Source organism: Bradyrhizobium sp. Kon37, from assembly GCF_055807535.1.
The window spans coordinates 1-22,240 of record NZ_JBVVOY010000008.1; the positions used below are offsets into that span (position 1 = coordinate 1).

A 22,240-nucleotide genomic window follows, 5' to 3' on the forward strand; every position below is an offset into this window, starting at 1 on the left:
GAAGCGATGCTGGCGCGCATAGTTCGAGATCGAATCCTGGTTGAGGTTGCCCTGCCGGTACTGCGTCGTCACCACGCGCTTGGCGACGAAATAGCTGCGCGAGGACGGGCCGAACTTGGACTGCAGATCGCCGGTGACGTCGCTCACCGAGCTCTGGATCTGCGCCATCATTTCCGGGCGCTCGTGCTCGAGCCGGCGGCGGACGTCCTCCGACGCCTTCGAGATCAGCTGCTGGAAGATGTGACGCGGCACGTCCTTGCGCAGGCCAAGCTGCTCGGCAAGAATCGAGTCACCCTCGGCGCGGCGGACCATGTGCAGCAGGCCCGAGCCGGAGAAGCGCGCACCCTCGTTTTTGGCAACCGACGTCACGACCTCCTGGTCGCCGCGCTTGACCAGCACATCGGTGACGGCCTCGCCGATGGACTTGCGCTGGGCGATCGCGAGCAGATGCGACTGGCTCTTGGTCATGGCGCTCTCGACCAGCAGCTTCTCGTCGATACGATTGGAGTCGCGCAGCACGGGACCGGCGACCTCGATCTCGTCGGCGATCGCGAGTTGCGCAATGACATTGAGCGGAGCGTGATCGCAGGCTGCCATGACCTCAGAGAGCTGCACCCGCGCGGCAACCTCGATCTCGTCGGCGAGCCGGCCGATGACTTCGCCGAACGTGCTGATCTCGTCGTCGCTGTAGCGGCCGGTGATCAGAATGTCGGTCGCGTGCCACAACGCCTTGTTCCGGCTTTCGTCGGTGCCGCGTGCGATGGCGTCGTCCAGATCCTGCAGAAGTGTTGTCGCGCCGTTCATCCCGATGACCCCAGTTCTTGGCTAGCCATCCTGCTTGTGCCGCAGGACGCCGAGTTCCTCTGGGAACAGAGACTAGGGAACAAACGCGAGAATCCGGTAAAGTCGGCAGATCAGTTTTGCCGGGCAAAATTCGTTAAAAAGCGAGGGAATGGGTTTACCGGTGCGTCACGAGGAAGCTGCGCTCCCTCTCCCGCTTGCGGGAGACGGTTGGGGAGAGGGTGTCTCTCCGGCGTCATGGCCGGGCTTGTCCCGGCCATCCACGTCTCACCGCCTGGGACGAAGAACGTGGATGCCCGGGACAAGCCCGGGCATGACGGACTATCGCCTACGGATTCTGTGGCGTTAGCACCAACGGCGGCTTTGGCTTGGGCTTTGCGGGCGGCGGCCCGGGGGCCGGCCTCACGTCGATCGGCGGAGGCAGCGGCGCGATCTGGTGGCTCGCAAGCGGCGGGCTTGTGAGTTGAGGGCTTGTCAGTGGCGGGCTTGGCGCTGCGGGAGCGGCCTGCGGCGCCTTCGGCGTCGGCGCAACCCTGATATCGGCCTTGGGCTTCGGCGGCGGCGCACGGCGCGGATCGCGGCCGGGCATCGGCACATCCGTGAGCGACGGCTCCGACACCGGTTCCGGCGACACCAGAGTCGGTAACGCGGCGGTCGCCGGCGGCGGCTCGCCGCGCTCGATGGCGTCCAGCCGGCGCGTCTCGCGATCAATCGTGCGCACCGCAAGCCACGACGACAGCGGCGCCAGATCGACGGTGCGGTTGAGCCTGTCGGGGGGACCGGCCGCGAACAGCTGGATCTCCGGCGGTGCGCCGGAGAGCCCGGTCATGATCGGCGTCAGGCTGGCGCGGATGTCGGCCTGGTCGGCGGGAATGTCGTAGCCGCCGGAGACGATGGCGCGCGCGTTCTTCGCCTCCAATGACGTTGCGCCGACGCGCAGCCGCCCGTCGCGGATCGTGAACGGGATCTGCGCCGAGGCCACTGCAATCGGGCCGGCCGACAGCGCGGGCTCGACCAGCTGCCGCAGCCGGTTGTCGTCGGCGACCTGGCCGCCGTCGCTGGCGCGGATGGCGATCTCGAAGGCGCGCGGATTGAGGCCGGAAATTTCAGCGGAATCGAGCGTCACCGTGCCGTTGCCGGCGAGCGCGCCGGTGAGCGCCGCGACGCTGCGGCCCTGGCTGGTCAGCGCCATCTGCGCCGAGGCGCGCCCCTTCGGCAGCGCGAGATCGCGATAGCGCAGCGCCGCCGCATCGACATTGCCGAGCTCGATGCGCGCGTTGAGCGTCAGGCCGTTGGCACCGTTGCGCGCATCGAGGCTCGCCGACATCTCGCCGCCGCCGACGCCGCCCTTCAGTGCGTCGAGCGCGAGCGATTGACCGTCGCTTCGGACCGTACCGCCGAAAGGGCGCAGCTCGATGCCGCCGGGCAACGTGCCGTGCAGCGCCTGGAAGGCGACGCGGCCGCGCCAGCCGCCGAGAAGCCCAGCACTCAACGGCGCATTGGCATCGTGTCCGGCCGCGCCGATGGCCATCGCAAGCGCCGGCACGAGGTCGAGCGAATCGAGGCCGACTTCGCCGTCGACGGTCTTCTCCTGATCGAGCGTCACCGCCAGATGACCGCGCAGATGCGAGCCGGCCACGGTGCTGTCGAGATCGTTGAAGGTCAGGCGGTTGTTGGAGAGGCCGACGCGCGAGGACAGATTGACGCTCTGCACCGATTTATCGGCCGGGCTGGTGCCGAACAGCGGGGCCAGATTGGCGTTGCGCAGGCGCAAATTCACGCTGCCTTTCGGCTCCGACAATTCGACGGTGCCTTGTGCGTCCGCGTCCAGCCCGCCGCCGCTGAGCCTTGCATTCAATTGCAGCTGATGACGCCACGCGCCGCTCAAGCGGCCTTCGAACTGCGAAGCGCCCTCGCCTGCGGCCACCACGCGATCGAGCCCAAGCAACGCCAGCAGTGAACTGGCCTGCGGTGTCGAGACTTTCGACTCCAGCGTGAAGTCGCTGTTGCGCAGGCGCTCGATTTCGATGCCGTTGACGGCGGCCACCGGCGTCTGCGCGGCCAGCGTCGCGGTGGCCTTGAGCTGCGGCGCGTCGAGCTCGATCACCGCGCGCGCGTCGTTGCGATCGGCGTGCTCGGCGTTCTTGTCGAGGCTGAGGTCGAGCTTGAGGCGGGTCGCACCTGGCAGCGACGGGATGGCGTCGAAGCGCGCGCGCACCGACGGCGCAAACGGCTCGAGCAGCGCGGTGAGATCGCGCAGCGAATTGGCGGAGGATTTCAGCGCGAGCTTGCCAATGGCCTTGGCGCGGTCGAAACTGCCGCTCGCTTCCGTGGTCACGCCGCTGGCCTGGCCGAACCGCAACTGCTCCAGCGAGAGCGACGCCGGGCCGTAGCCGAGTTTCGCGGTGAACGGCCGCAGCTCTTGGCCCGCCGAGATCGCGCGGCCGATATCGAGCGAAAGCTTCGCTTCCTCCGGCCATTCGCCCTGCGGCCCCGAAAGCGCGCGCACAAAACTTGCGGCGGCATCGAGGTCGAGGCGGTCAGCCCTAAGCTCCGCGTCGATCCGCGAGCCCTTGCTGGCGCCGGTCTGGACGAAAGCGATGCGGCCTTCGACCGCGCCGCCCTCGATCTCGGCCTTCAGCCTGTCGATGGCGAAATGGTTGGCGGCGATGGTCACGTCGCCGGCAAGGCGCAGCGGCCGCGTGCTGCGGCGGTTGACTTCGTTGCGGCCCTGGAGCCAGGCCACCAGCGTATCGGGATCGGAGGAATCGACGCTTAGACGGCCGCTGAAGCTGTCGGCGCCGGGCGTCGCGCCGTTGAGCGAGAGCTGCGTCTGGCCCGGCGCGCGCAGCTCGAGCCGCTGGAAGGTCCAGGATCGTCCGTCGGTCGCAAGCTCGGCCGTGATGTTCTGGAGCGGCCGGCCGCCGAGCATGATCTGGTCGGAGTTGAACTCGATCTGCGCCGGGATCGGCGCCTGCGGGATTGCGGCGAGGCCCGCACGGAGCGCCGGCAGAATGCGCTGCGGCTCGGCATCGTTCTTGGCCGTCAGCTTGTCGGCATCGACCTGGCGCGCCGACAGCACCGCGCGCAGCAGCGGCGACGCCCCGAACCTGATATCGCCGACGCCGCCGAGCTTCAGCGCGGAGTCTTCGGGCCCGAAGCTGGCATCGACCTGCTCGAACTTGGCGCCGGCCGGATCGGCCTTGAGTTTCGTCGTGAGCTTCCAGGGCATCGGCCCTGCATCGCCGGCCTTCTTCGGCGCCGGCACGGCAAGCGTCAGCGCGCCCTCGAATTTCGGCAGGCGGTTGTCGAAGGCGAGCACGCCTTCGAGATCGGCCAGGATGGCGCGTTCGCCGGGATCGATGTTGAGGTGAAGGCGGGTGGCATTGCCGTCGGCGCTCGGGCCGGAGGAGACGCGGAACGGATAGCGGACGCCAGTGGCGGTGAAACTGCCGTCGCCCCGGACCGAGCCGGCCAGCGAGCGCACGTCGCCGGAGAAGGCGATGTCGTTGAGCTCCAGCGTCGAACGGCTGGCGGCATCGTGCAGGGCGATGCGGCCGGTGAGGTTCAGCCGCTCGATCGCCAACGACGCCAGATTGAAGCTGCCGCTCGCGGTGGACGGCAAATCGACCCGCCCGCGCGCGTCCAGGCCGAGATCGACCGCCATGCCGTTGACCGAAAGCTCGGTGGCGCGCCATTCGCCGCGCATCAGCGAGCTCAGGCTGAACTCGACGTCGAGCTTGTCGGCGCGCAGGCGGCCGAGATCGTTGTTGCCGCCGAAGGTGACCCCGCGCAGCCGCAGCGTCGGCGCCGGCAACAGCCGCGCGTCGAGCTCGCCCGCCACCCGCACCGGCACGCCGATGATCCTGCCGGCCTCCGCTTCGAACTGGGGCCTGAACTGGTTCCAGTCGACGAAGTAAGGCCCGATCAGAGCGGCCAGCAGCGCTAAGATAAAGGCAATCGCCAATCCGAGCAGCGTCGTCTGCACGGGTCTCCCCTCGGCCAAACCGGATGCGGGCCTTGCCTGAGCCGCAGGGCCTCAGACGTACCGGAACAGCCCCTTATATAGGGGGAAGTGTGGCGAAGTCACAGCGACTGTTGCGCGCGGAGGTTAACGCCGGTGTGAGACCCTCATGGTGAGGAGGCGCGAAGCGCCGTCTCGAACCATAGAGGCCCGCTCTCGCCCGCGGCCATCCTTCGAGACGCCCGCTTTGCGGGCTCCTCAGGACGAGGGCCAGTGCTCGCAGGACCCGTGCCGGCAGCTATGACCAGCTTGCGGGCAGCCGCTTCAGGCCGCGCAGCACGAAGGTCGGCCGCCATTCCGGGTTTTCGAGGTCGTCGATGCGCAGATCGGGCAGCCGACGCAACAGCGTGGCGATGGCGATCTCGGCCTCGAGGCGGGCCAATTGGGCCCCCAGGCAGAAATGGATGCCGCCGCCGAACGACAGCGGCCTCACGTTCTGGCGGGTGACGTCGAGCCGGTCGGGGCGGTCAGGATAGACCGCCGGGTCGCGGTTGGCCGACCCAAGCAGGCAGAGCACGGTCTCGCCCTTGGGAATCTTCGCGCCGCCGAGATCGTCGATATCCTCCAGCGCGACCCGCCCGGTCATCTGCACCGAGGAATCATAGCGCAAGAATTCCTCGATCGCGCCCACCATCAGCTCCGGCCGCGCCTTCAACAGCGCGAGCTGGTCCGGATTGCGATGCAGCGCAAGCAGGCCGTTGCCGATCAGATTGACCGTGGTCTCGTGGCCGGCGCCGAACAACAGGATGATGTTGGCGGTCAGTTCCTCGTTGCTGAGCTTGTTGCCGTCTTCTTCGGCCTGCACCAGCTGGGTGATGAGATCATCGCTGGGATTTTTGCGACGCAGCTCGAACAGCTGCTGGAAATACATCTGCGCCATCATGTTGCCGGCGTTGCCCTTGGCGATCTCCTCCGGCGAGAGCGGCACGGGGTCGAGCAGCCGTCCGCCGTCGCGCGAGCTGTTATAGAAAGTCTCGCGGTGGTCCTCGGGGATGCCGAGCATGTCGCAGATGATGGTCACAGGCAGGCGGAAGGCGAAATCCTCGATCAGGTCCATATAGCCGCGGTCGATCACGGCATCGATGGTCTGGTCGACGATCTGCTGAATCCGCGGCCGCATGTCCTCGACGCGGCGGGCGGTGAAGGCCTTCACGACGAGGCCGCGCAGGCGGCTGTGGTCGGGCGGATCGGCCTGCAGCATCCAATGACTCATGCTGCGGAAGACCGGCTCCTCCATGATCTTCTCGCTATAGCGGCGCTTGGAACGCTCGACGAAATCCTTGCCGAAACGCTTGTCGCGCATCACGAGGCTGACATCGGCATGGCGGCTCGTGACGAACTGGCCGAACGGCGTCACGTGAATCGGGTAGATCGCGCGGAGCCGGTCATAATGCGGATAGGGATCGCGGATGAAGTCCGGCGACAGCGGATTGAACAGCGGAGCGCCGGCGCCCTGCACATGCTCGTTCATGGTGACCTCATGTCGGTTGCCGCATGAATCGCATACGCCGGGCAGCCCCTGTTGCGCAGCGTAACCATCCCTGATTATCAACTCGATACATTGTTGTATCGAGTTGCATTCTGCCCTAACCTGCTCCGATGTCAAGGGTGAGAACCAGGCCGACCAGGGACGACACGCGCGACAGGCTGTTCGAGGCGGCGGCGCGCGTGTTCGAGGAGGACGGCATCGGCGGCGCCAGCATCGAGGCGATCGCGGCGGCGGCCGGCTTCAGCCGCGGTGCGTTCTATTCCAACTTCAAGAGCAAGGACGAACTGATCATCGCCATGCTCGAGGACCATGTCGCGCAGTCGATCCGGCGCAACATGGACATCCTCGCGCAGCACGACAATCTCGACGACTTCATCGCGGCGCTGAAGGCGATGGACCGCACAAGGCAGGACCCGCTCGGCCGCTCGCCGCTGCTGCACATGGAGATGATCCTGTTTGTCGCGCGCGCCGAGAAGCGCCGCCCGGAGCTTGCAAAGCGCCTGCGCGCGCGGCGCAAGCTGGTCGCCGACATCGTCGAGGCCACGCTGAAGGGCAACGCGAAGGGCGACACGCTCAACCCGCCATGGATGGCCTCCGTCGTGCTGGCGCTGGAAGACGGCTTTCGCCTGCACCGCCTGATCGATCCGGAGACGACGCCGGCCGACAGCTTTCTGCGCGCGATCACGGATCTGCGGCGCAGGACGGGATTGTCGTCGGACTAGCGCTTTTTTCAGAACTTCGCTGTTCCCGCTCGACATTGGTTCGCTGCGCTTGGCAGCTGGAACCTGGCCGCAATCATGCGCGCGCATTTTCCACTTCGTCGCACCCATCCAAGGAACGTTTGTGCGGCTTACCACTTTATCCCGAGCCTGTTTTGGCAATTTGATCATTGGAGGAGACAACGATGAGGATTCTGAAATTGACTGCGGCCGCAGCTGCGCTGCTGGCCGGTACGGCGCTCGCCGTGGCGCAGTCGAGCTCGACGGTCGGCACGGGCGGCTCGTCAGCCGGCGGTGGCACCAGCAACTCGACGATCGGCACGGGCGGTTCATCGGCCGGTTCGGGCAGCGGATCGGGCTCGGCCTCGACGCTTGGCACCGGCGGCTCGTCGGCGGGCGGCGGCACCAGCAGTTCGTCGATCGGCACCGGCGGCTCCGCCGCGGGCTCCGGCAGCGGCTCAGGCTCGGCCTCGACGCTCGGCACCGGCGGTTCGTCGGCCGGCGGCGGCAAGAGCTCGTCCAGCGTCGGCACGGGCGGCTCTGCGGCAGGCTCCGGCTCCGGCTCCAACTCGGCATCGACGCTCGGCACCGGCGGCTCGTCGGCCGGCGGCGGCAAGAGCGGCTCGACCGTGGGAGCGGCGGGTTCCTCCGCGGGACATTCCAGCGACATGGGCATGGAAAAGGGCAAAGGCCACCACAAGGACGAGATGAAGAAGGACAAGGACTGACATCCCGGCCGGCGGAGCGGCAGCAATGCCGCTCCTTCGTCCTTCCTGAGGAGGACTGGCATGAACAGACCAATCGTTGCGATCGCAGTTTTGACTTTGATGAGCAGCGCCGCCGTGGGTGAAACCATGCAGAAAACCGGCAAGACCGCATCCGGCGAGACCTGCCGGGTCACGGTCGAAAAACATCCCGACGGCAGCATCACCGCGCTGGGCTCATCGGGTTCGGGCACGACCGGCTCGACCTCATCGAGCGGCTCGCTGTCGAGCTCGAGCTCGGCCGGCGGATCGTCGGTGCACGTCCAGGCCGGTGGCGGCAACGTGTCGAGCTCGTCCTCGACGGCCGGCGGCCCGGGTTCGACCAGCGCGAGCACCGTCACGGTCAACGGCTGCACCATCTCGACATCGTCGCCATAGCAAAAGGATTTTACAGATGAAAATGTTGATCGCGACCTCGTCGGTCGCACTCCTGCTCGCCGCCGCCTCTCCGTCGTCGGCGCAAACCAGCATGACCGGTGGCACCGGCGGCTCGGCTGCGGCCGGCGGCACCTCGGCCAGCACGCTCGGCACCGGCGGCACGTCGACCTCGGGCTCCGGACAGACCGGCTCGTCGATTGCAGCGGGCGGCAGCGCCGCGTCCGCCAACGGCAAGGCGCAGTCCGGCACCAGCATGAACAAGGGTAACGGTCCGGTGCTCAATTCCAATGCGCGCGCGCAGGCGCATGAGGGTGGTACGTTCAGCCGCTCCCACACCCGCACCAAGGTGAAGGCGGGCGAGGAGGTCGGATCGACCACCAAGACCATGTCGCACGTGCCCGGCTCCAAGCCGACCATGTCGACGACATCGACCAACGTGCGCTGAACCATCCTCACGAGACTGCTGCCCGCGACCTGCGGGCAGTTTTTCTTTGTGAGCAGGTTTTCTTAGTGAACGGATCAACCGCCGCTCAGCGTATGGCTGACGCGGGTCACGACTGCATCCCACTGCCGCTTCTCGGCGGCCGGTTAGTTGATCAGCACGCAATGCACGTAGCGGCGGCCAAAGTTGCAGCGGTCGTACCAGATTTTGCCGCCCCGGGTGCTGGAGACCACGAAGAAGCGCGGCGTGATGCGCTTGTAGGTGATGCCGGACGGCGGATTCTTCCGCGCCAGGAAAGCGGCCGGCGAGCTGCCGTCGTTCGGAACGGCCTGCACCGTCAAATCCGCCCGGCCGTCGCTGGTCCGGTACTGCATGCCATAGCCGTCGGGCCGGCCGGCTTGCTCGGTGAAGATGGACGAGGGAATGTCGACGTTGGTCCCGGTCTCGGGAATGCGATAGCCGCTCCAACTCTCCGCACCGGCAGCAGCCGGCAAGCTACAGAGCATCACGAGGATGGTGGCGATCTTCTTCATCGTATGGCCCGGTTTGCGCTCGACGGCCGACAACGTGGAGAAACGCCGGACGTTCCTTTCCACGGCGTGAACGCGCGTTGCGCCCGCTGTCGGCTCACCAGACATTGCAAGCCGGATTTCGGCGTCGAACCCTCGTCAAGCCGCCAGCGTCTCGTCGACCCGTCCAAGGGCCCGACGAAGAGCCGCAAAGCAGTCCGCGTCGATCTGGGTGCCGATCATCCCCGACATGATCGCAAGCGCTTTCGTCACTGGCATCGCAGCGCGATACGGCCGCTCCGCGGTCAGCGCATCGAAGATATCCGCGGTCGTGATGATTCGGGTGTCCAGGCAGATCTGGTCTCCCGCGAGCCCACGAGGATAGCCTTTGCCGTCCAGCCGCTCGTGATGCGCCCCGGCGATCGGCGCGAGGTCGCCAAACACGCCGATGCGCGACAGGATCGCTTCCGAATGCGCTGAATGCTTGCGCATGATCTCCCATTCGTGGTCGTCAAGCTTACCCGGCTTGTCCAGGATTGCGTTGCTGACGCCGAGCTTCCCAATGTCGTGCAACAGCGCGGCACGCTTGAGCCAGCGTCGCCGCTCAGCAGCGAACTCCAGCTGCTCCGCGATCATGTCGGTAAAGAGCGTGACGCGCTCGCTGTGGCCGCTGGTGTAGGGGCTTTTGGAATCAACCACCTGGGCAAAGGCAGCTGCGATGTCATCCAGATAATCCTCATCCACCGGCACGCTCGCCTGCTGCGGCTGCAGAGGCACAGTTTCGGTCCCTTCTTCAGTGCCAAGCATGTCCCAGAATCCAGGCTGCGACGCGATGCGCTCAAATGCGGCGACCAAGTCTGGATCGAACCAGGTGCCGGCTCGATTCCGGGCCTCACGAAGGGCGGCTTCGGGACCGTTCGCGATGTAGAACACATCGACCACCTGGGCCAACAACGCGAGGCGGGAATAAAGCGGGATGGCCGCGCCGCGAAGGCCGAGCGGCTTGCCGCCGCCATCCCAATGCTCATCGAGATTCTTGATGCCCTCCGCGACCGGTTCGGAGAAGCGCATTTTGCGGGCGATGTCGGCGCCGCGATGGCATCGCGTCTCGATCAGTTCGCGAGCGATCTCGCCGCCGTTCTGGAAGATGTTGACGATGGCGCGAAACCGTTCGGCCAGGCCGGCTTTCAGCCCGGTATGGCCCAGCACGAAGCGCAGCGCCTGAGGCAGGCTGCCGTCAATGAGCTTGAAGTCCTGCTTGAAGGAGAGATCATCGGTCAGATACAGCTCGCAGATGCGCGCGGCGTTGCTGCTGCAGCCAAGATCCTTCAGCAACAGTGCGTAGTAAAGTTCGACTATCTCGTCCTCGCCGAGGCCGATCTCCCTGCCGATCAAGACGCCGATGCGGCTGCATCGCACGCAATGTCCGGCCGGCTGCCCCTCCGAAAGATCAAGCGCGTGGCTGAGTGCGCCCAGCAGTTCGGAAAGCGTGATCCGATCGAGCGGCTTGGGGGCATGCGGGATGGGGTCCATTGACGGGGGGCTCCGAGGCTGGGTGCGGCCAGTGAACAGGGCGGATCACATCACCAGTCGATCAACTGAACACCAGAGGATTAACAGGAGGTTGTTTGCGAGCGATCCGTCGACAGGAAGTCTCCGAGAACGCCCTCGCCTGCTCGGCAAAGTTCCGTGGCCACCGCGCGCCGGCTAGCGAGCGCGCTTGCCCTTGTCCGTGGGCAACGGGCAATTCGTGCAAACGCTGTCGTCGCACATGCGGCAGATCGTGAAGCGATCCATCTCGGACGTATCCTGCCGTGCCAACAATTCATGGAGCAGCGTTTCAAGTCGTTTCGTTTCCGCCGGCGACAGCACATCCAGAAGCGACGCGACGGCCGAAATTCGCGAATTCATCAAATCGTTGCGGGTTGCGGCACCCTTCGCCGTCAGGTGCAGAGCAACCTCGCGGCCGTCCTGTCCGGGCCGACGTTCGACCAGCCGATCCGACACCAGGCGGTCCACCAGCCGGACCGTTCCTGAATGCGACAAGCCGAGGATCCGCCGCAGCTTGTCGTTGGTCATGCCCTGGCCATAGCCGATGACGACCAGGGCTGCAGGCGTCTCGCCGCCGCGGCCGATGACCTCGCGCGCGCCCTGCTCGATCCGATCCATGACGGCGAGCGAAAGCGCCCCCAGCAAATTTGCGATTCCAGTTTCCATGAGCCAGACAATATGTGCGGAGCGCACAAAAAACAACTTGACATATATGTGCGCTACGCACATGTTTTCGGTGGCGGGGCACGATGACATGGAGAACGACGATGAATACTGGGAGCGCGGCACGACAAGCGAATGCCCAAGCGAATACCAGAGGCATTGAACCCGCCTTGAAATACGTGCAGGCCAACGGCGTGCGCTTCGCCTATCTCGAACAGGGCGACGGACCCCTCGTCATGTTCCTGCACGGCTTTCCCGACAATGCCTGGTCGTATCGAAAGCAGCTGCAGGTCTTCGCGGATGCAGGGTATCGTGCCGTCGCGCCCTTCCTGCGCGGCTATGCACCGACCGAGATTCCGGCGGACGGCGTTTTCGATCCGATCGCACTGGGCAAGGATCTCGAAGCCCTCATCGCGGCGCTGAGCGACGACGGACAGGCACGCGTCGTCGGCATGGATTGGGGCGGCACCTCGACCTTTCAGGCGCTGGCCACGGCGCCATCCGCGATCAAGGCCGCCGTGGTCATGAACACCGCACATCCAATTACAATTTCGAGCATCAGACGGGATCCGGAGCTCGTTCGAGCCGTCTTCCATGTCTACTTCTTCCAGCTGCCCGGCGCCGTATCCGCGGTCAGTACCGAGGGACTTCCCTTCGTCGACTATCTCTGGAAGCTGTGGTCGCCGACATTCAACAATGCCGAGCACATCCGTTCGATCAAGGAGACGCTCAGCTCGCCCGGCACGATGGCCGCGGCGCTTAAATATTACGGAGGCCTGACCGATGCGGGGCTCGCGCGCCGGCTGCCGATCAATGACATGCACACGCCGACGCTGACGATCTATGGCAGCAACGATCCGACAGCAAGGTACTCGGTCAAGGAGGAGCCGCTGTTCAAGGGGCCGCACAAGCGGATTGTCCTGCCCGATGTCGGGCACTTCCCGCACCTCGAGCGTGAGGAAGAAGTCACCGGCCTGATCATGAACTGGTTCAAGACGCACGCGCCTGACTGAACGCAGAGGGCGTGGCCCGCAACATCCTTCGAGTTCTCTCATCCGGAGTACGCGCAATGGACGCCAAGACACAACAGCAATATGCCGACACCTTTCATGCCCTTCACAGGAAGGGCGATCCGCTCATCCTGTTCAACGCCTGGGACGCCGCCACTGCCAAAGCTATCGCGAAGACCTCTCCGGCCATTGCGACCAGCAGCGGCGCGGTCGCCTCCGCACTTGGATACGCCGACGGAGAAAATGTCCCGCTCGACATGGTGATTGGCCTGGTGTCGCGGATGACCGCGGCCGTCTCTGTTCCAGTCTCAATCGATCTGGAGGCCGGATATGGCGACACCCCGGAGGCCGCCGCCAGATCGGCGACCGAGATTTTGAAAGCCGGCGCCGTCGGCATCAATATCGAGGACGGGCTATCAGGGGGAAAGCGGCAACTCGTCAATCCCGAACGCCATGCCGCCAAGATCAAGGCCGTGCGGGATGCCGCGAAAGATCTGGGAGTTCAGCTGTTCATCAATGCGAGAACGGATCCGTTCCTGCTCAAATTCGGATCGCCGGACGAGTGCATGAATGAAGCGGCAAGCCGGGCGAAGGTCTATGCCGAGGCCGGCGCCGACGGAATTTTCGTGCCCGGCCTCACCGACCTCGCGCTCATCGAAAAGTTCGTTCAGCTCACGCCTCTGCCGGTCAACATCATGGTGACACAAGGCGTTCCTGCACTTCCGGATCTGGCTCGCGTCGGTGTTCGGCGGGTCAGTCTTGGGCCATGGCCGATGATGGCAGCAATGCGGATGATCGGACAGGCCGCAGCCGCGGTCGCCGCGACCAAGCAATACGGCACGTTCCTGCAACCGGATGCCTGAGCCCGGACATCACCGGCCAAAAGTCGCTTCTACGCCGACCGCTTCACCGCGGTCGCGCCGGCCGGTGCAGTGTCGAGACGAGCCAGCATCGCCCGCGCCTGCTCGGCGCAGTGCTCGATCAGCCAGCGCTCGAAGGCGACGGGCGCCAGCGCGGGCGCGTAAAGAAAACCCTGCACGACGTCGCAGCCGAGTTCGGCCAGCACCTTGCGCTGCGCCTCGGTCTCGACCCCTTCGCCGACGACGGTCATGCCGAGGCCCTGCCCGACGCGCACCACGGCGGTGGCGATCGCGAGCGCGCCGGCGTCACGCTCGATGTCGTGCATGAAGCTGCGGTCGATCTTGAGCTCGCGGATCGGCAGATGGGCGAGCCGGCTGAGGCTGGAATAGCCGGTGCCGAAATCGTCCACGGAAAGCCCGACGCCGAGCTCCCGGATCGCGTTCATTGTCTCGAGCGCGGCGACGCTGTCCTGCATGAACGCGCCCTCGGTGATCTCGAGCATCAGCGCATCCGCCGGCAGATCGTATTCGGCGAGTATGTCCTTGAGCCGCGCGGCCAGCGTGACGTTGCGGAAATTGATCGGCGACAGGTTCACCGACACGGATGGAATCTCGAGCCCGGCGCGGCGCCAGCTCGCCATCTGCCGGCAGGCCTCGCGCACCGACCACAGGCCGATCTGTTCGATCAGGCCGCACTCTTCGGCGAGCGGGATGAATTTTGCCGGCGAGACATCGCCGAGCTCGGCATCGTGCCAGCGCGCCAGCGCCTCGACGCCATGGATCGCGCCGTCGCAGCTGCGGATCTGCGGCTGATAGCGGAGCGTCAGCGCGCCCTCGGCGATGGCGCGGCGCAGCGCCGCAATCAAGGCCAGCCGCTGCTCGGTGAGCCCGTTCATCTCGGCGCTGAACAGGCGATGGGTCGAACGTCCCGCCTGCTTGGCCATGTACATGGCCGCGTCCGCCTGCTGCATCAGGGTGTCGATGTCGGTGGCATGATCGGGATAGAGACTGACGCCGATGCTCGCCGACATCTGCAGCTGCCTGGAGCCGAGCCGCAGCGGCGCGGCCAGCGCTTCGGTGATTCCGGCCGCCACGCGCTCGGCACCCTCGGCGTTGCGTCGCGGCAGCAGGATCACGAACTCGTCGCCGCCGAGCCGCCCCAGCATGTCCTCGGGTCCGATCTGCTCGCGCAGGCGCTGCGCCAGCTGGATCAGGAGCTCGTCGCCGGCGGCATGACCGAGCGTGTCGTTGACGTCCTTGAAATGATCGACGTCGAGGAAGGCCAGCGCGACGTGGCTGCCGGTCGGGCAGGCGTCGATCGCGGTGGTGATCAGGCGCCGCAATTGTGCGCGGTTCGGCAGGCCGGTGAGGATATCGTGATAGGCGAGCCGCGCGATCTCGGCGCGCGCTTCCTTGCGCTCGATCGCGAAGGCGCCGAGATTGACGCAGGCCTCGACGATGCGCCGATGCCAATTGCTCGGCGCGCGCGGCTCCCGGTAGTAGAAGGCGAAGGTGGCGATGACCCGTCCGTCCTTGGCCTTGACCGGCGTCGACCAGCATGCGCGCAGGCCAATCGCGAGCGGCATCGCCTTGTAGGGCTGCCAGCGCGGGTCGGTCTCCAGATCGGTCGCCAGCACCGGCTCGCCGTAGAAGGCCGCGGTTCCGCACGAGCCGACATTGGGCCCGATGGCAATGCCCTCCAGTGCGCGGGAATAGTCCTCGGGCAGGCTTGGGCCGCCCAGCGGGTGGATCAGGCCCGCGGCGTCGACGTGCAGCAGCGAACACACGACGTCGGGCGCCATCTGCTCGACACGGCGGCACAGCCGGTCGGCGATCTCGCCGATCGGAACCTCATCAGCGAGCGCGCCCATGATGAGCTGCTGCAGCGAGCGCAGCTGCTTGGTCTCGGTGATATCCTCGAGCAGCGCGAAGAAGTGCTTGACCTGCCCTTTCTTGTCGCGGAAGGCATCGATGCGAGCGCAGACCCAGATCTCCTCGCCGTCCTTGTCATAGGCGAGCATCTCGACCTCGCCGCGGTGGCCGCCATCCATCAGGCGCTTGACGAGCTTCGCAACGGCCTTGCGATCGGTGTGGCGGCCGGCGATCAGCCCCCTGGCGCGGCGGCCTTCGGCCTCCTCGCTGGTGTAGCCGAATAGCGTCGTGAAGGCGGAATTGACGTAGACGATGTTCTGGTCGGTATCGGTGATGAGCACCGCGCGGTTGGTCTGGTCGGAGACGGCGTGGAGAAGCCCGATCCTGACGCGGCGTTCGGCGTCCGCGGTAACGTCGCGCGCGAACACGATGCGATAGGCAATGCCGCCACTTGCAATGGATGAAAGCGAGATGGCCGCGCGGATCCGGCTGCCGTCACGGCGCACCAGGCTGATCTCGTCCCGGAACTCCGCAAACGGTTCGGCCTGAAGGCATTTGAGGGTGAGAATTTCGGCGTCGCGGCCGAGCACATCAGCGCGTGCGAGATTCCAGATCCGCTCTGCACCGGCATTGAAATGCGTGATGCGATGCGCGCTGTCGACGACGACGATGCCCTCTTCGGCGCGTTCGAGCGCGGCCAACAGCACTTCCGGAGTTTCTGTCATGGCACAATCGGTGGCGGACATCGCTAGACCCGGAGGCATCGGGAAGATATGGCAACCGAGGCTAGCGCCGCGATGGTGTCCAAGACGTTCTTGCAGCCCGGGCGCGCCGCGCCAAGACGCGATATGCTTAACATTCCGCAAAATACGCGAAGGTAATCCGCTGCGTACGGAACCTATTCGGTGTCCGTCCTCGCCTGAAGCTTGCCGGCGACGGCGCGCACCTTGCGCGGCGCGGCTTGCCAGATCGAGAGCGCCGACAATCCGCTCACGATGATGGCAACGCCAAAGGCGAGCGTGTAGTCGCCGGCCCGATCGTAAAGCAAGCCGGTGACCCAGGGACCGGCGGCGCCGCCGGCCAATGCCGCCAGCATGATCGTGCCGAAAATGCTGCCCTGGTGCTTGCCCTGAAAAATCTCGAACACCACCGCGCCCATGATCGAGGTCAGGCCGTAGCCGAGCGCGCCTTGCGTGAACACCATGAGGTAGACCAGCCACAATGAAGGCTGGAATTTCAGGGCCATCAGCGCCGCGAAAGAGATCGCAAAACCCGCGCAGCTGATCGCCCACACCCATTCCCGCCCGATCCGGTCGGAGACATGGCCGAGCAGGATCTGGCCGGGAATACCGAGCAGGCTGACGATGCCGAGTGCCCACACCGCGACACCCGGGCTGAAGCCGATGTCGAGCAGGAATTTGGTCTGGTGCACTTGCACCGCGTACCAGATGTAGAGGCCGCAGAAATAGCCGACCGCGATCCACCAGAAGCGCGTCGTGGCGAGGGCGCTTCGGAGTGTCCATTCGGTCCCGGCCCAGACGGGATCGACGATGTTGGAGGCGGGTTTTGCAGCACCCGCGACCGGCGCGGCATCACCGTCGGGCCGCAGGCCGATATCCTCCGGGCGCCTGTGCAGGAACAGATTGATCGGCGCCAGCACGATGAGGATCATCAGGCCCATCGCCGTGCAGGCGGTGCGCCAGCCGGTCCCTTCGATCATGTGCTGCACCCACGGCAGCAGCGTCACCGAGCCGATGCCGACCCCGGCGAAGGCGATGCCGATGGCGAGGCCGCGCGTGCGGATGAACCAGTTCGGCAGGAACAGCGACTGCCCGGAATAACCGAGACACACCGAGCCGGCGCCGACCATGACGCCGATGGTGACGTAGAGATGCCAAGGTTGGCTCGTGAGCGGCGCGAGCAGCAGCCCGCCACCCATCAGAACGACGCCGAGCTCCATCACCGCGCGCGGGCCGGCGCGGTCCATCAGCCGGCCGATCAGCGGGCTGACCATGCCCGACACCACGAAGCCGAAGGAAAAGGCGCCCGCGGTGACGCCGCGCTCCCAGCCGAACTCGGAGATGATGGGAGGAAAGAACAGCGAGAAGGCGGTGCGCGCGTTGACGCCGATGGCCATGGTGACGAAGGTCACCGCGACCACGACCCAGCCGTAGAAGAACGGAAGCCGCATTGTGTGTTTCATCCCTGGACGGTCCTTCCGACCATCCGGGGCTGCCCGGGTCAAGCGCTTTTCGCGCATGCCCGTTGAGCGATGCTTGTGCGCGCGCTTAGGCGGCGTCGCGTTGGGACGGTTTCACGGGCGCGTCGAACAGAATCCGTTCGATTGGGTGCGGGCGGCCGAACAGATAGCCTTGCGCGAAATTGACGCCGAGCGCCTTCAGCCGCTCGTATTCCTCGCGGGTCTCGACGCCTTCGGCGGTAACCGACATGTCCAGCCCGCGCGCCAGCGTCACGATCGAGGAGATGATGGCGGAGCTGCGCGGCTGATGCGTGAGGTTGCGGATGAACGACTTGTCGATCTTGATCTTGTCGAACGGGAACGCGGTCAGATAGCTGAGCGACGAATAGCCGGTGCCGAAATCGTCGAGTGCGAGCGCGATGCCGATGCTCTTCAGCCGCTCCATGAAGGCGTGGTTCTCGACGCCGCGTTCCAGCAGCACGGATTCCGTGATCTCGATCTCCAGCCGCTGCGGCGGCAGCCCGGAATCCGCGAGCGCCGCGCTGATCATCTCGAACAGCTCGGCCTCCTTGAACTGGATCGGCGACAGGTTGACGGCGACCGCGAGGTCGGACGGCCAGCCGGCCGCGTCCGCGCAGGCGCGTCGCAGCACGAATTCGCCGAGCGGCACGATCAGCCCGGTCTCCTCCGCAAGCGGGATGAACTGGTCCGGCGGAATCAAGCCGCGCGTCGGATGCCGCCAGCGCACCAAAGCCTCGAAGCCGCGCCGCGCGCCGCTGAGGGCGTCGACGAACGGCTGGTAGTGCACCTCGAGCTGGCACCGCGCGATGGCATCGCGCAAATCGCCTTCCAGCGTGCTGCGCGCCTCGAGCTCGGCCGACATCGCCTTGTCGTAGATGGTGAAGCAGTTGCGGCCCGACGATTTCGAGCGGTACAGCGCAAGGTCGGCCTTCTTCAGCAGCTGCTCCTGATCGGTGCCGTGATCGGGCGCGATCGCAATGCCGATGCTGGTGCCGATCTCGACGCGGTGTCCGGGAAGAAGGAACGGCTCGGCCACGAGCTTGGCAATCCGCCCCGCCAGTTCGGTCGAGCAGACGCGCTGATCCTCGCAAGCTTCCTGGATGATGGCGAATTCGTCACCGCCGAGCCGGGCCAGCACGTCGCCGGCGCGCAGCGCGGATTTCAACCGTTCTGCGACCTGACGCAGCAGCGCATCGCCCGCACCGTGACCGAGCGAGTCGTTGACGTTCTTGAAGCGGTCGAGGTCGAGCATCAGGATCGAGAAGGTCGGACCGGCGTCCATCAAACGGCCATTGAGCTCGTCGAGCCGGGCGAGGAAGAAGGCGCGGTTCGGCAATCCGGTCAGGATGTCGGTCTGGGCGAGTTCGAGCACCCGCCGGTTCGCCAGCGACAGCCGCTGCGAATTGCGGCTTGCGAGCATGAGATAGGTCGAAAGCGACAGCGTCAGCAGCATGCCGACGATCAGCACCGCGCCCGCGCGATCGTAAGTCGTCTCCAGCGCACCGCCGGCAGCCGGAACCGCCCGCACCTGCCAATCCATGTCGCCGATCTTGAGATTGCCCGACCAGTGCAGGGTCCGCGCGACGTCCCGCATCGACTGCGGCGCCGTAGCGGCCGACGAATAATCCGGCAGTATGTCCTCCAGGCCGACGATCTGCGCCGTAAACGGCGGATAGACGTTGACGCTGACCGCGGGGCTTGCCCCGGTGGTCGCGCGAATGGACTGGATCAGCAGCGGCAGGTCGAAGACGCCGACGACGAAGCCGGCGAGATTGCGGCGCCGGTCCACGACGGTGTCGCGCGACGTGCCCTTGGCGTAGACGGGAATGGCGACGAGTACGTCGGGCAACCGGCCGCCCGCCTTGGGCTCGTAGAGGCGGGTGCGAATGGCCGAGACGCGGTCGGTGTCGCGTGCGCGCTCGAGGATCGCGCGGCGCTCCGGAATGGTGGCGTAGTCCATGCCGTAGACCGGAGATGTCTTCGGCTGGGTCGAGTAGAGCACCGGAAAATATTCGTCGCTCTGCGGCGCGGTCGCGAACGCATCGCCCTGGAGCGACTTGATGCGATAGCCGGACACGCCGTCCGTGATCGCCGCGGCCTCGTATTCGGCGCGCTCCTTGCGGTTCACGCGCGGCACCCAGGAGATGCGCAGCATGCCGGGATGGCGCTCGAACAGGCGGGCGCTGAAGGTCTCGAATTCGCTGCGGGTGATCTCCTGGTTGGTCGATTCGAACAGCGTGCGCAGCGCGACGAGCCTGGAAATGTACTCGCCCATGCCGTTCTGCATGACGATCACTTCAGTCTCGGCCGCGTTTTCGAACTCGATCTTGTTGACGCGGCCTTCCCATCGCGCCACGGCGGCCGCCCCCGCGACCGAGAACAGAAGACCAACGCCGACGGCGACGAGTGCAGGGCGATAGAGCCCGAGCAGGGGCGCTGCACGCCACCATCCGGTCATACGTCCCCGATCCTGATCGTTCTGATCCCGACCGCCCATTCCAGAAACCGCCGTCCCCTCTCCCGGCCAACCGAACCTCTGGTTGAGCCGCCGGAGCCACTATCGGAACAGGACCGCGGTTAAGAACTGCACAATTTCGGAACGCGGCTTTTCTGCATTGGCCGGCTTAGTTAATGAAGTGCCGGATGATGCGGGCCCTGTCGAAATAAGTTGCCGGTTTTCCCCGGAGTAGTACGGAGCCGCCGATACATCGGCGATTCATCCTGCGGCGATAGCTTTACCCGAAACCACTCCCCGCACCCGTAGACCTTTTTGATGTATCGATCTCGATCTGCGACATCCATCGTCATCACCGTCGCCCTCCTGGCAGCAACCATGCTGCCGGCGAAAGCCGACGAGATCGGCGTCAGCGAGGATGCGATCCTGTTCGGCCAGGCCGCAGCACTCGAGGGTCCCTCCTCCACACTCGGACAGCGGATGCGGCAGGGCATCGTCGCAGCTTTCACCGAGATCAACGCCAAAGGCGGCGTCCACGGCCGCAAGCTCCAGCTCATCAGCCGCGACGACGGCTACGATCCCGACCGCTCGGTGGCGCAGACGCTGCAGCTGATCGAGGACGACAAGGTGTTCGCGCTGATCGGCGCGGTGGGCACGCCGACCGCGGTGGCGACGATACCGATCACCAGCGCCAGGAACGTGCCCTTCATCGGTCCGTTCAGCGGCGCCGAGTTCTTGCGCGACCTCGAGCTTACCAACGTGGTCAACATCCGTGCGAGCTATGGCGCCGAGGCCGAGGCGTGGGTCAAGCACCTCACGGAGGATCGCCATTTCACCCGCATCGCCATTTTCTACCAGGACGATTCCTTCGGGCGCGACGGTCTTTCCGGCGTGAAGCGCGCGCTTGCCAGGCGGGGCCTCGAGCTCGCCGCCGAAGGCACCTTCGAGCGCAACACCCGCGCCGTCGCTTCGGCCTGGCGTACGATCAAGCGCGTCGAACCCGAGGCGATCGTCATGGTCGGGACCTACGGTCCCTGCGCGGAGTTCATCAAGCTCGCGCACCGCAGCGGCGCCAATCCGACCTTCGTCAACATCTCCTTCGTCGGCGCCGTGGCGCTCGCCCGGGAGCTCGGCCCCGAGGGCGAAGGCGTCGTCGTCACCCAGGTCGTGCCGTTTCCCTGGGACCGCTCGCTCAAGCTGGTCGCCGACTACCAGGCGGCGCAGACGGCGCTCGACCCCACGCTGACACCGAACTTCGTGTCGCTCGAAGGCTACCTCGCCGGCCGTCTCGCCGCCGCGGCGCTGGAACAAGCCGGACCGCAACTGACGCGCGCGAGCCTGCTGCGCGCCATCAACGATGTCGGCCGCTTCGACATCAGCGGCAGCACCGTCACCGTCGGCATGCGCATGCTCGACGCGCCACCGAAGGTGTTTTTGACGGTGATCCAGAAGGACGGGACGTTCAAAGCAGTCGATCGGCTGTAGAGCCGGATCAGGGCCGACGCATCCAGCGATCGGCGTTGACGGCGCCATGCGGGATCTCGCCTTTGACGATCGCCTCGACCTGACGCACGGTTTCCAGCGACTGGTATTCGATCGCCTGCGGTGTCAGGCCGCCGACATGCGGCGTGGCGATGACGTTGGGAAGCTTCGCAAGCTCCGGGCTCGGCATCTGGTCGGGCGCGCGGCCGACATCCATCGCGGCACCCGCGATACGATTTTCGAGCAGCGCCTTCGCCAGCGCCGCTTCGTCGACGAGATTGCCGCGGGAGAGATTGATGAAGACCGCATGCTTCTGCATGCGCGCCAGCGCCGCCTCGCCAATCAAATTTTCGGTCTGCTCATTGGCGATGGCAAGGCAGACGACATAGTCGGACGCGGCGAGGAGCTCATCGAGGCTGACCTGCCGGATGGCGCTGTCGCTCACGGTCGCGAAGGGATCTGCGACTAGCACCTCCATGCGCATCACCTTGGCGATGTCGGCGAGATAGCGCCCGATGCTGCCATAGCCGATGATGCCGATCCTGCTGCCGGCGAGCTGACGGCCCATCCGCGCCTCCGGGTTGCGGCCGGCCTGGTAGTCGGCCGTCGCCCTGGATACGCCGCGGGAGAGATCGACCATGAAGCCGAGCGCGAGCTCGGCAACGGCTTGCACGAAGCCGGGCCCGGCGCGGGTCACGAGCACGCCGGCGTTGGAGGCGGCCTCGACATCGACGTTGCGGATGTCGACGGCGCAGCGGACGAAGGCGCGCAGGCGCGGCAGTTGCGCAAAGATCTCGCCGCGGCCCTCGGTCATGCGATCGGCCACGATGATGTCGACATCTTGCGCAGCGCGCACGAGGCTGGCTGAAACCAGCGTCTCATCGCTCTCGTGCAGGATCACCTCGGCGGTCGCGCGCAAACCGTTCAGGCTGCGATCGCCGTAGTAATTGCGGCGCATCTCCGGCGTGTGGGCCAGCAGGACTTTCACGGCAACACTCCT

At 65.9% G+C, this 22,240-nt stretch carries 16 protein-coding genes and 1 pseudogene; 7 read left to right on the plus strand and 10 right to left on the minus strand.

The genetic code is table 11. From position 1 onward, the window contains the following. The 3 genes from AC0L3J_RS17385 to AC0L3J_RS17395 all read right to left on the minus strand — a co-directional run. Positions 1-804 (minus strand): DUF2336 domain-containing protein (locus tag AC0L3J_RS17385; RefSeq protein WP_473347857.1); only part of this gene is annotated, 804 nt, incomplete at its 3' end. 325 nt (positions 805-1,129) lie between these two features. Further along, entirely contained in the window at positions 1,130-4,789 is a 3,660-nt protein-coding gene (locus tag AC0L3J_RS17390; protein WP_473347858.1) for an AsmA family protein, read from the minus strand. A gap of 274 nt (positions 4,790-5,063) precedes the next feature. After that, positions 5,064-6,296 (minus strand): cytochrome P450, encoded by a 1,233-nt coding sequence (locus AC0L3J_RS17395; RefSeq protein WP_473347859.1) that lies wholly within the window; start codon positions 6,294-6,296, stop codon positions 5,064-5,066. 128 nt (positions 6,297-6,424) lie between these two features. On the opposite strand from AC0L3J_RS17395, the gene AC0L3J_RS17400 reads away from it, so the two are divergent. The 4 genes from AC0L3J_RS17400 to AC0L3J_RS17415 all read left to right on the plus strand — a co-directional run bounded on the left by AC0L3J_RS17400 (position 6,425) and on the right by AC0L3J_RS17415 (position 8,620). Further along, positions 6,425-7,036: a TetR/AcrR family transcriptional regulator gene (locus tag AC0L3J_RS17400; RefSeq protein WP_473347860.1), complete on the plus strand. Its 612-nt coding sequence runs from the start codon at positions 6,425-6,427 to the stop codon at positions 7,034-7,036. A 182-nt stretch (positions 7,037-7,218) separates the two neighbouring features. After that, the gene (locus AC0L3J_RS17405) at positions 7,219-7,761 is read left to right on the plus strand and encodes a hypothetical protein (protein WP_473347861.1); all 543 of its coding nucleotides are present in this window, start codon (positions 7,219-7,221) and stop codon (positions 7,759-7,761) included. Positions 7,762-7,821: 60 nt separating this feature from the next. Then, positions 7,822-8,175 (plus strand): hypothetical protein, encoded by a 354-nt coding sequence (locus tag AC0L3J_RS17410; protein ID WP_473347862.1) that lies wholly within the window; start codon positions 7,822-7,824, stop codon positions 8,173-8,175. A gap of 16 nt (positions 8,176-8,191) precedes the next feature. Next, entirely contained in the window at positions 8,192-8,620 is a 429-nt protein-coding gene (locus tag AC0L3J_RS17415) for a hypothetical protein (RefSeq protein ID WP_473347863.1), read from the plus strand. Positions 8,621-8,694: 74 nt separating this feature from the next. Here AC0L3J_RS17415 and AC0L3J_RS17420 read toward each other — a convergent pair. From AC0L3J_RS17420 to AC0L3J_RS17430, 3 genes and pseudogenes are all read right to left on the minus strand, one after another. Further along, positions 8,695-9,150: pseudogene (locus AC0L3J_RS17420) on the minus strand (hypothetical protein). A 135-nt stretch (positions 9,151-9,285) separates the two neighbouring features. Further along, the gene (locus AC0L3J_RS17425; protein ID WP_473347864.1) at positions 9,286-10,659 is read right to left on the minus strand and encodes an HD-GYP domain-containing protein; all 1,374 of its coding nucleotides are present in this window, start codon (positions 10,657-10,659) and stop codon (positions 9,286-9,288) included. Between the two features lie 174 nt (positions 10,660-10,833). Continuing rightward, positions 10,834-11,466, minus strand: a complete 633-nt coding sequence (locus AC0L3J_RS17430) for a MarR family winged helix-turn-helix transcriptional regulator (protein ID WP_473347865.1) — start codon at positions 11,464-11,466, stop codon at positions 10,834-10,836. A gap of 53 nt (positions 11,467-11,519) precedes the next feature. On the opposite strand from AC0L3J_RS17430, the gene AC0L3J_RS17435 reads away from it, so the two are divergent. Beyond that, on the plus strand, positions 11,520-12,353 hold the full coding sequence (locus AC0L3J_RS17435) for an alpha/beta fold hydrolase (protein ID WP_473348024.1): 834 nt from the start codon (positions 11,520-11,522) through the stop codon (positions 12,351-12,353). Between the two features lie 11 nt (positions 12,354-12,364). Next, positions 12,365-13,213 carry an isocitrate lyase/PEP mutase family protein gene (locus AC0L3J_RS17440; RefSeq protein ID WP_473347866.1) on the plus strand — a complete coding sequence of 283 codons (849 nt, stop codon included), beginning with the start codon at positions 12,365-12,367 and terminating at the stop codon, positions 13,211-13,213. A gap of 29 nt (positions 13,214-13,242) precedes the next feature. Here AC0L3J_RS17440 and AC0L3J_RS17445 read toward each other — a convergent pair whose 3' ends face one another. The 3 genes from AC0L3J_RS17445 to AC0L3J_RS17455 form a co-directional block, all read right to left on the minus strand. Beyond that, positions 13,243-15,828, minus strand: coding sequence for an EAL domain-containing protein (locus AC0L3J_RS17445; RefSeq protein WP_473347867.1), 2,586 nt, complete (start codon positions 15,826-15,828; stop codon positions 13,243-13,245). A gap of 152 nt (positions 15,829-15,980) precedes the next feature. After that, positions 15,981-17,273, minus strand: coding sequence for an MFS transporter (locus AC0L3J_RS17450; RefSeq protein WP_473348025.1), 1,293 nt, complete (start codon positions 17,271-17,273; stop codon positions 15,981-15,983). A gap of 97 nt (positions 17,274-17,370) precedes the next feature. Further along, entirely contained in the window at positions 17,371-19,761 is a 2,391-nt protein-coding gene (locus AC0L3J_RS17455; protein ID WP_473347868.1) for a putative bifunctional diguanylate cyclase/phosphodiesterase, read from the minus strand. A gap of 315 nt (positions 19,762-20,076) precedes the next feature. Between AC0L3J_RS17455 and AC0L3J_RS17460 the strand changes: the two genes are divergently transcribed. Further along, a complete protein-coding gene (locus AC0L3J_RS17460) occupies positions 20,077-21,243 on the plus strand; it encodes an ABC transporter substrate-binding protein (RefSeq protein ID WP_473347869.1) in 1,167 nt (388 codons plus the stop codon). A 7-nt stretch (positions 21,244-21,250) separates the two neighbouring features. On the opposite strand, the gene AC0L3J_RS17465 is transcribed toward AC0L3J_RS17460, so the two are convergent. Continuing rightward, positions 21,251-22,228 carry a hydroxyacid dehydrogenase gene (locus AC0L3J_RS17465; protein WP_473347870.1) on the minus strand — a complete coding sequence of 326 codons (978 nt, stop codon included), beginning with the start codon at positions 22,226-22,228 and terminating at the stop codon, positions 21,251-21,253. Positions 22,229-22,240: the final 12 nt, after the last annotated feature.

Bases quoted from the DNA above. Each gene is read 5' to 3' on its own strand.
- AC0L3J_RS17395 (WP_473347859.1), bottom strand. From the start codon at position 6,296: ATGAACGAGCATGTGCAGGGCGCCGGCGCTCCGCTGTTCAATCCGCTG.
- AC0L3J_RS17400 (WP_473347860.1), top strand. From the start codon at position 6,425: ATGTCAAGGGTGAGAACCAGGCCGACCAGGGACGACACGCGCGACAGG.
- AC0L3J_RS17405 (WP_473347861.1), top strand. From the start codon at position 7,219: ATGAGGATTCTGAAATTGACTGCGGCCGCAGCTGCGCTGCTGGCCGGT.
- AC0L3J_RS17410 (WP_473347862.1), top strand. From the start codon at position 7,822: ATGAACAGACCAATCGTTGCGATCGCAGTTTTGACTTTGATGAGCAGC.
- AC0L3J_RS17415 (WP_473347863.1), top strand. From the start codon at position 8,192: ATGAAAATGTTGATCGCGACCTCGTCGGTCGCACTCCTGCTCGCCGCC.
- AC0L3J_RS17425 (WP_473347864.1), bottom strand. From the start codon at position 10,659: ATGGACCCCATCCCGCATGCCCCCAAGCCGCTCGATCGGATCACGCTT.
- AC0L3J_RS17445 (WP_473347867.1), bottom strand. From the start codon at position 15,828: ATGTCCGCCACCGATTGTGCCATGACAGAAACTCCGGAAGTGCTGTTG.
- AC0L3J_RS17450 (WP_473348025.1), bottom strand. From the start codon at position 17,273: ATGCGGCTTCCGTTCTTCTACGGCTGGGTCGTGGTCGCGGTGACCTTC.
- AC0L3J_RS17455 (WP_473347868.1), bottom strand. From the start codon at position 19,761: ATGACCGGATGGTGGCGTGCAGCGCCCCTGCTCGGGCTCTATCGCCCT.
- AC0L3J_RS17460 (WP_473347869.1), top strand. From the start codon at position 20,077: ATGTATCGATCTCGATCTGCGACATCCATCGTCATCACCGTCGCCCTC.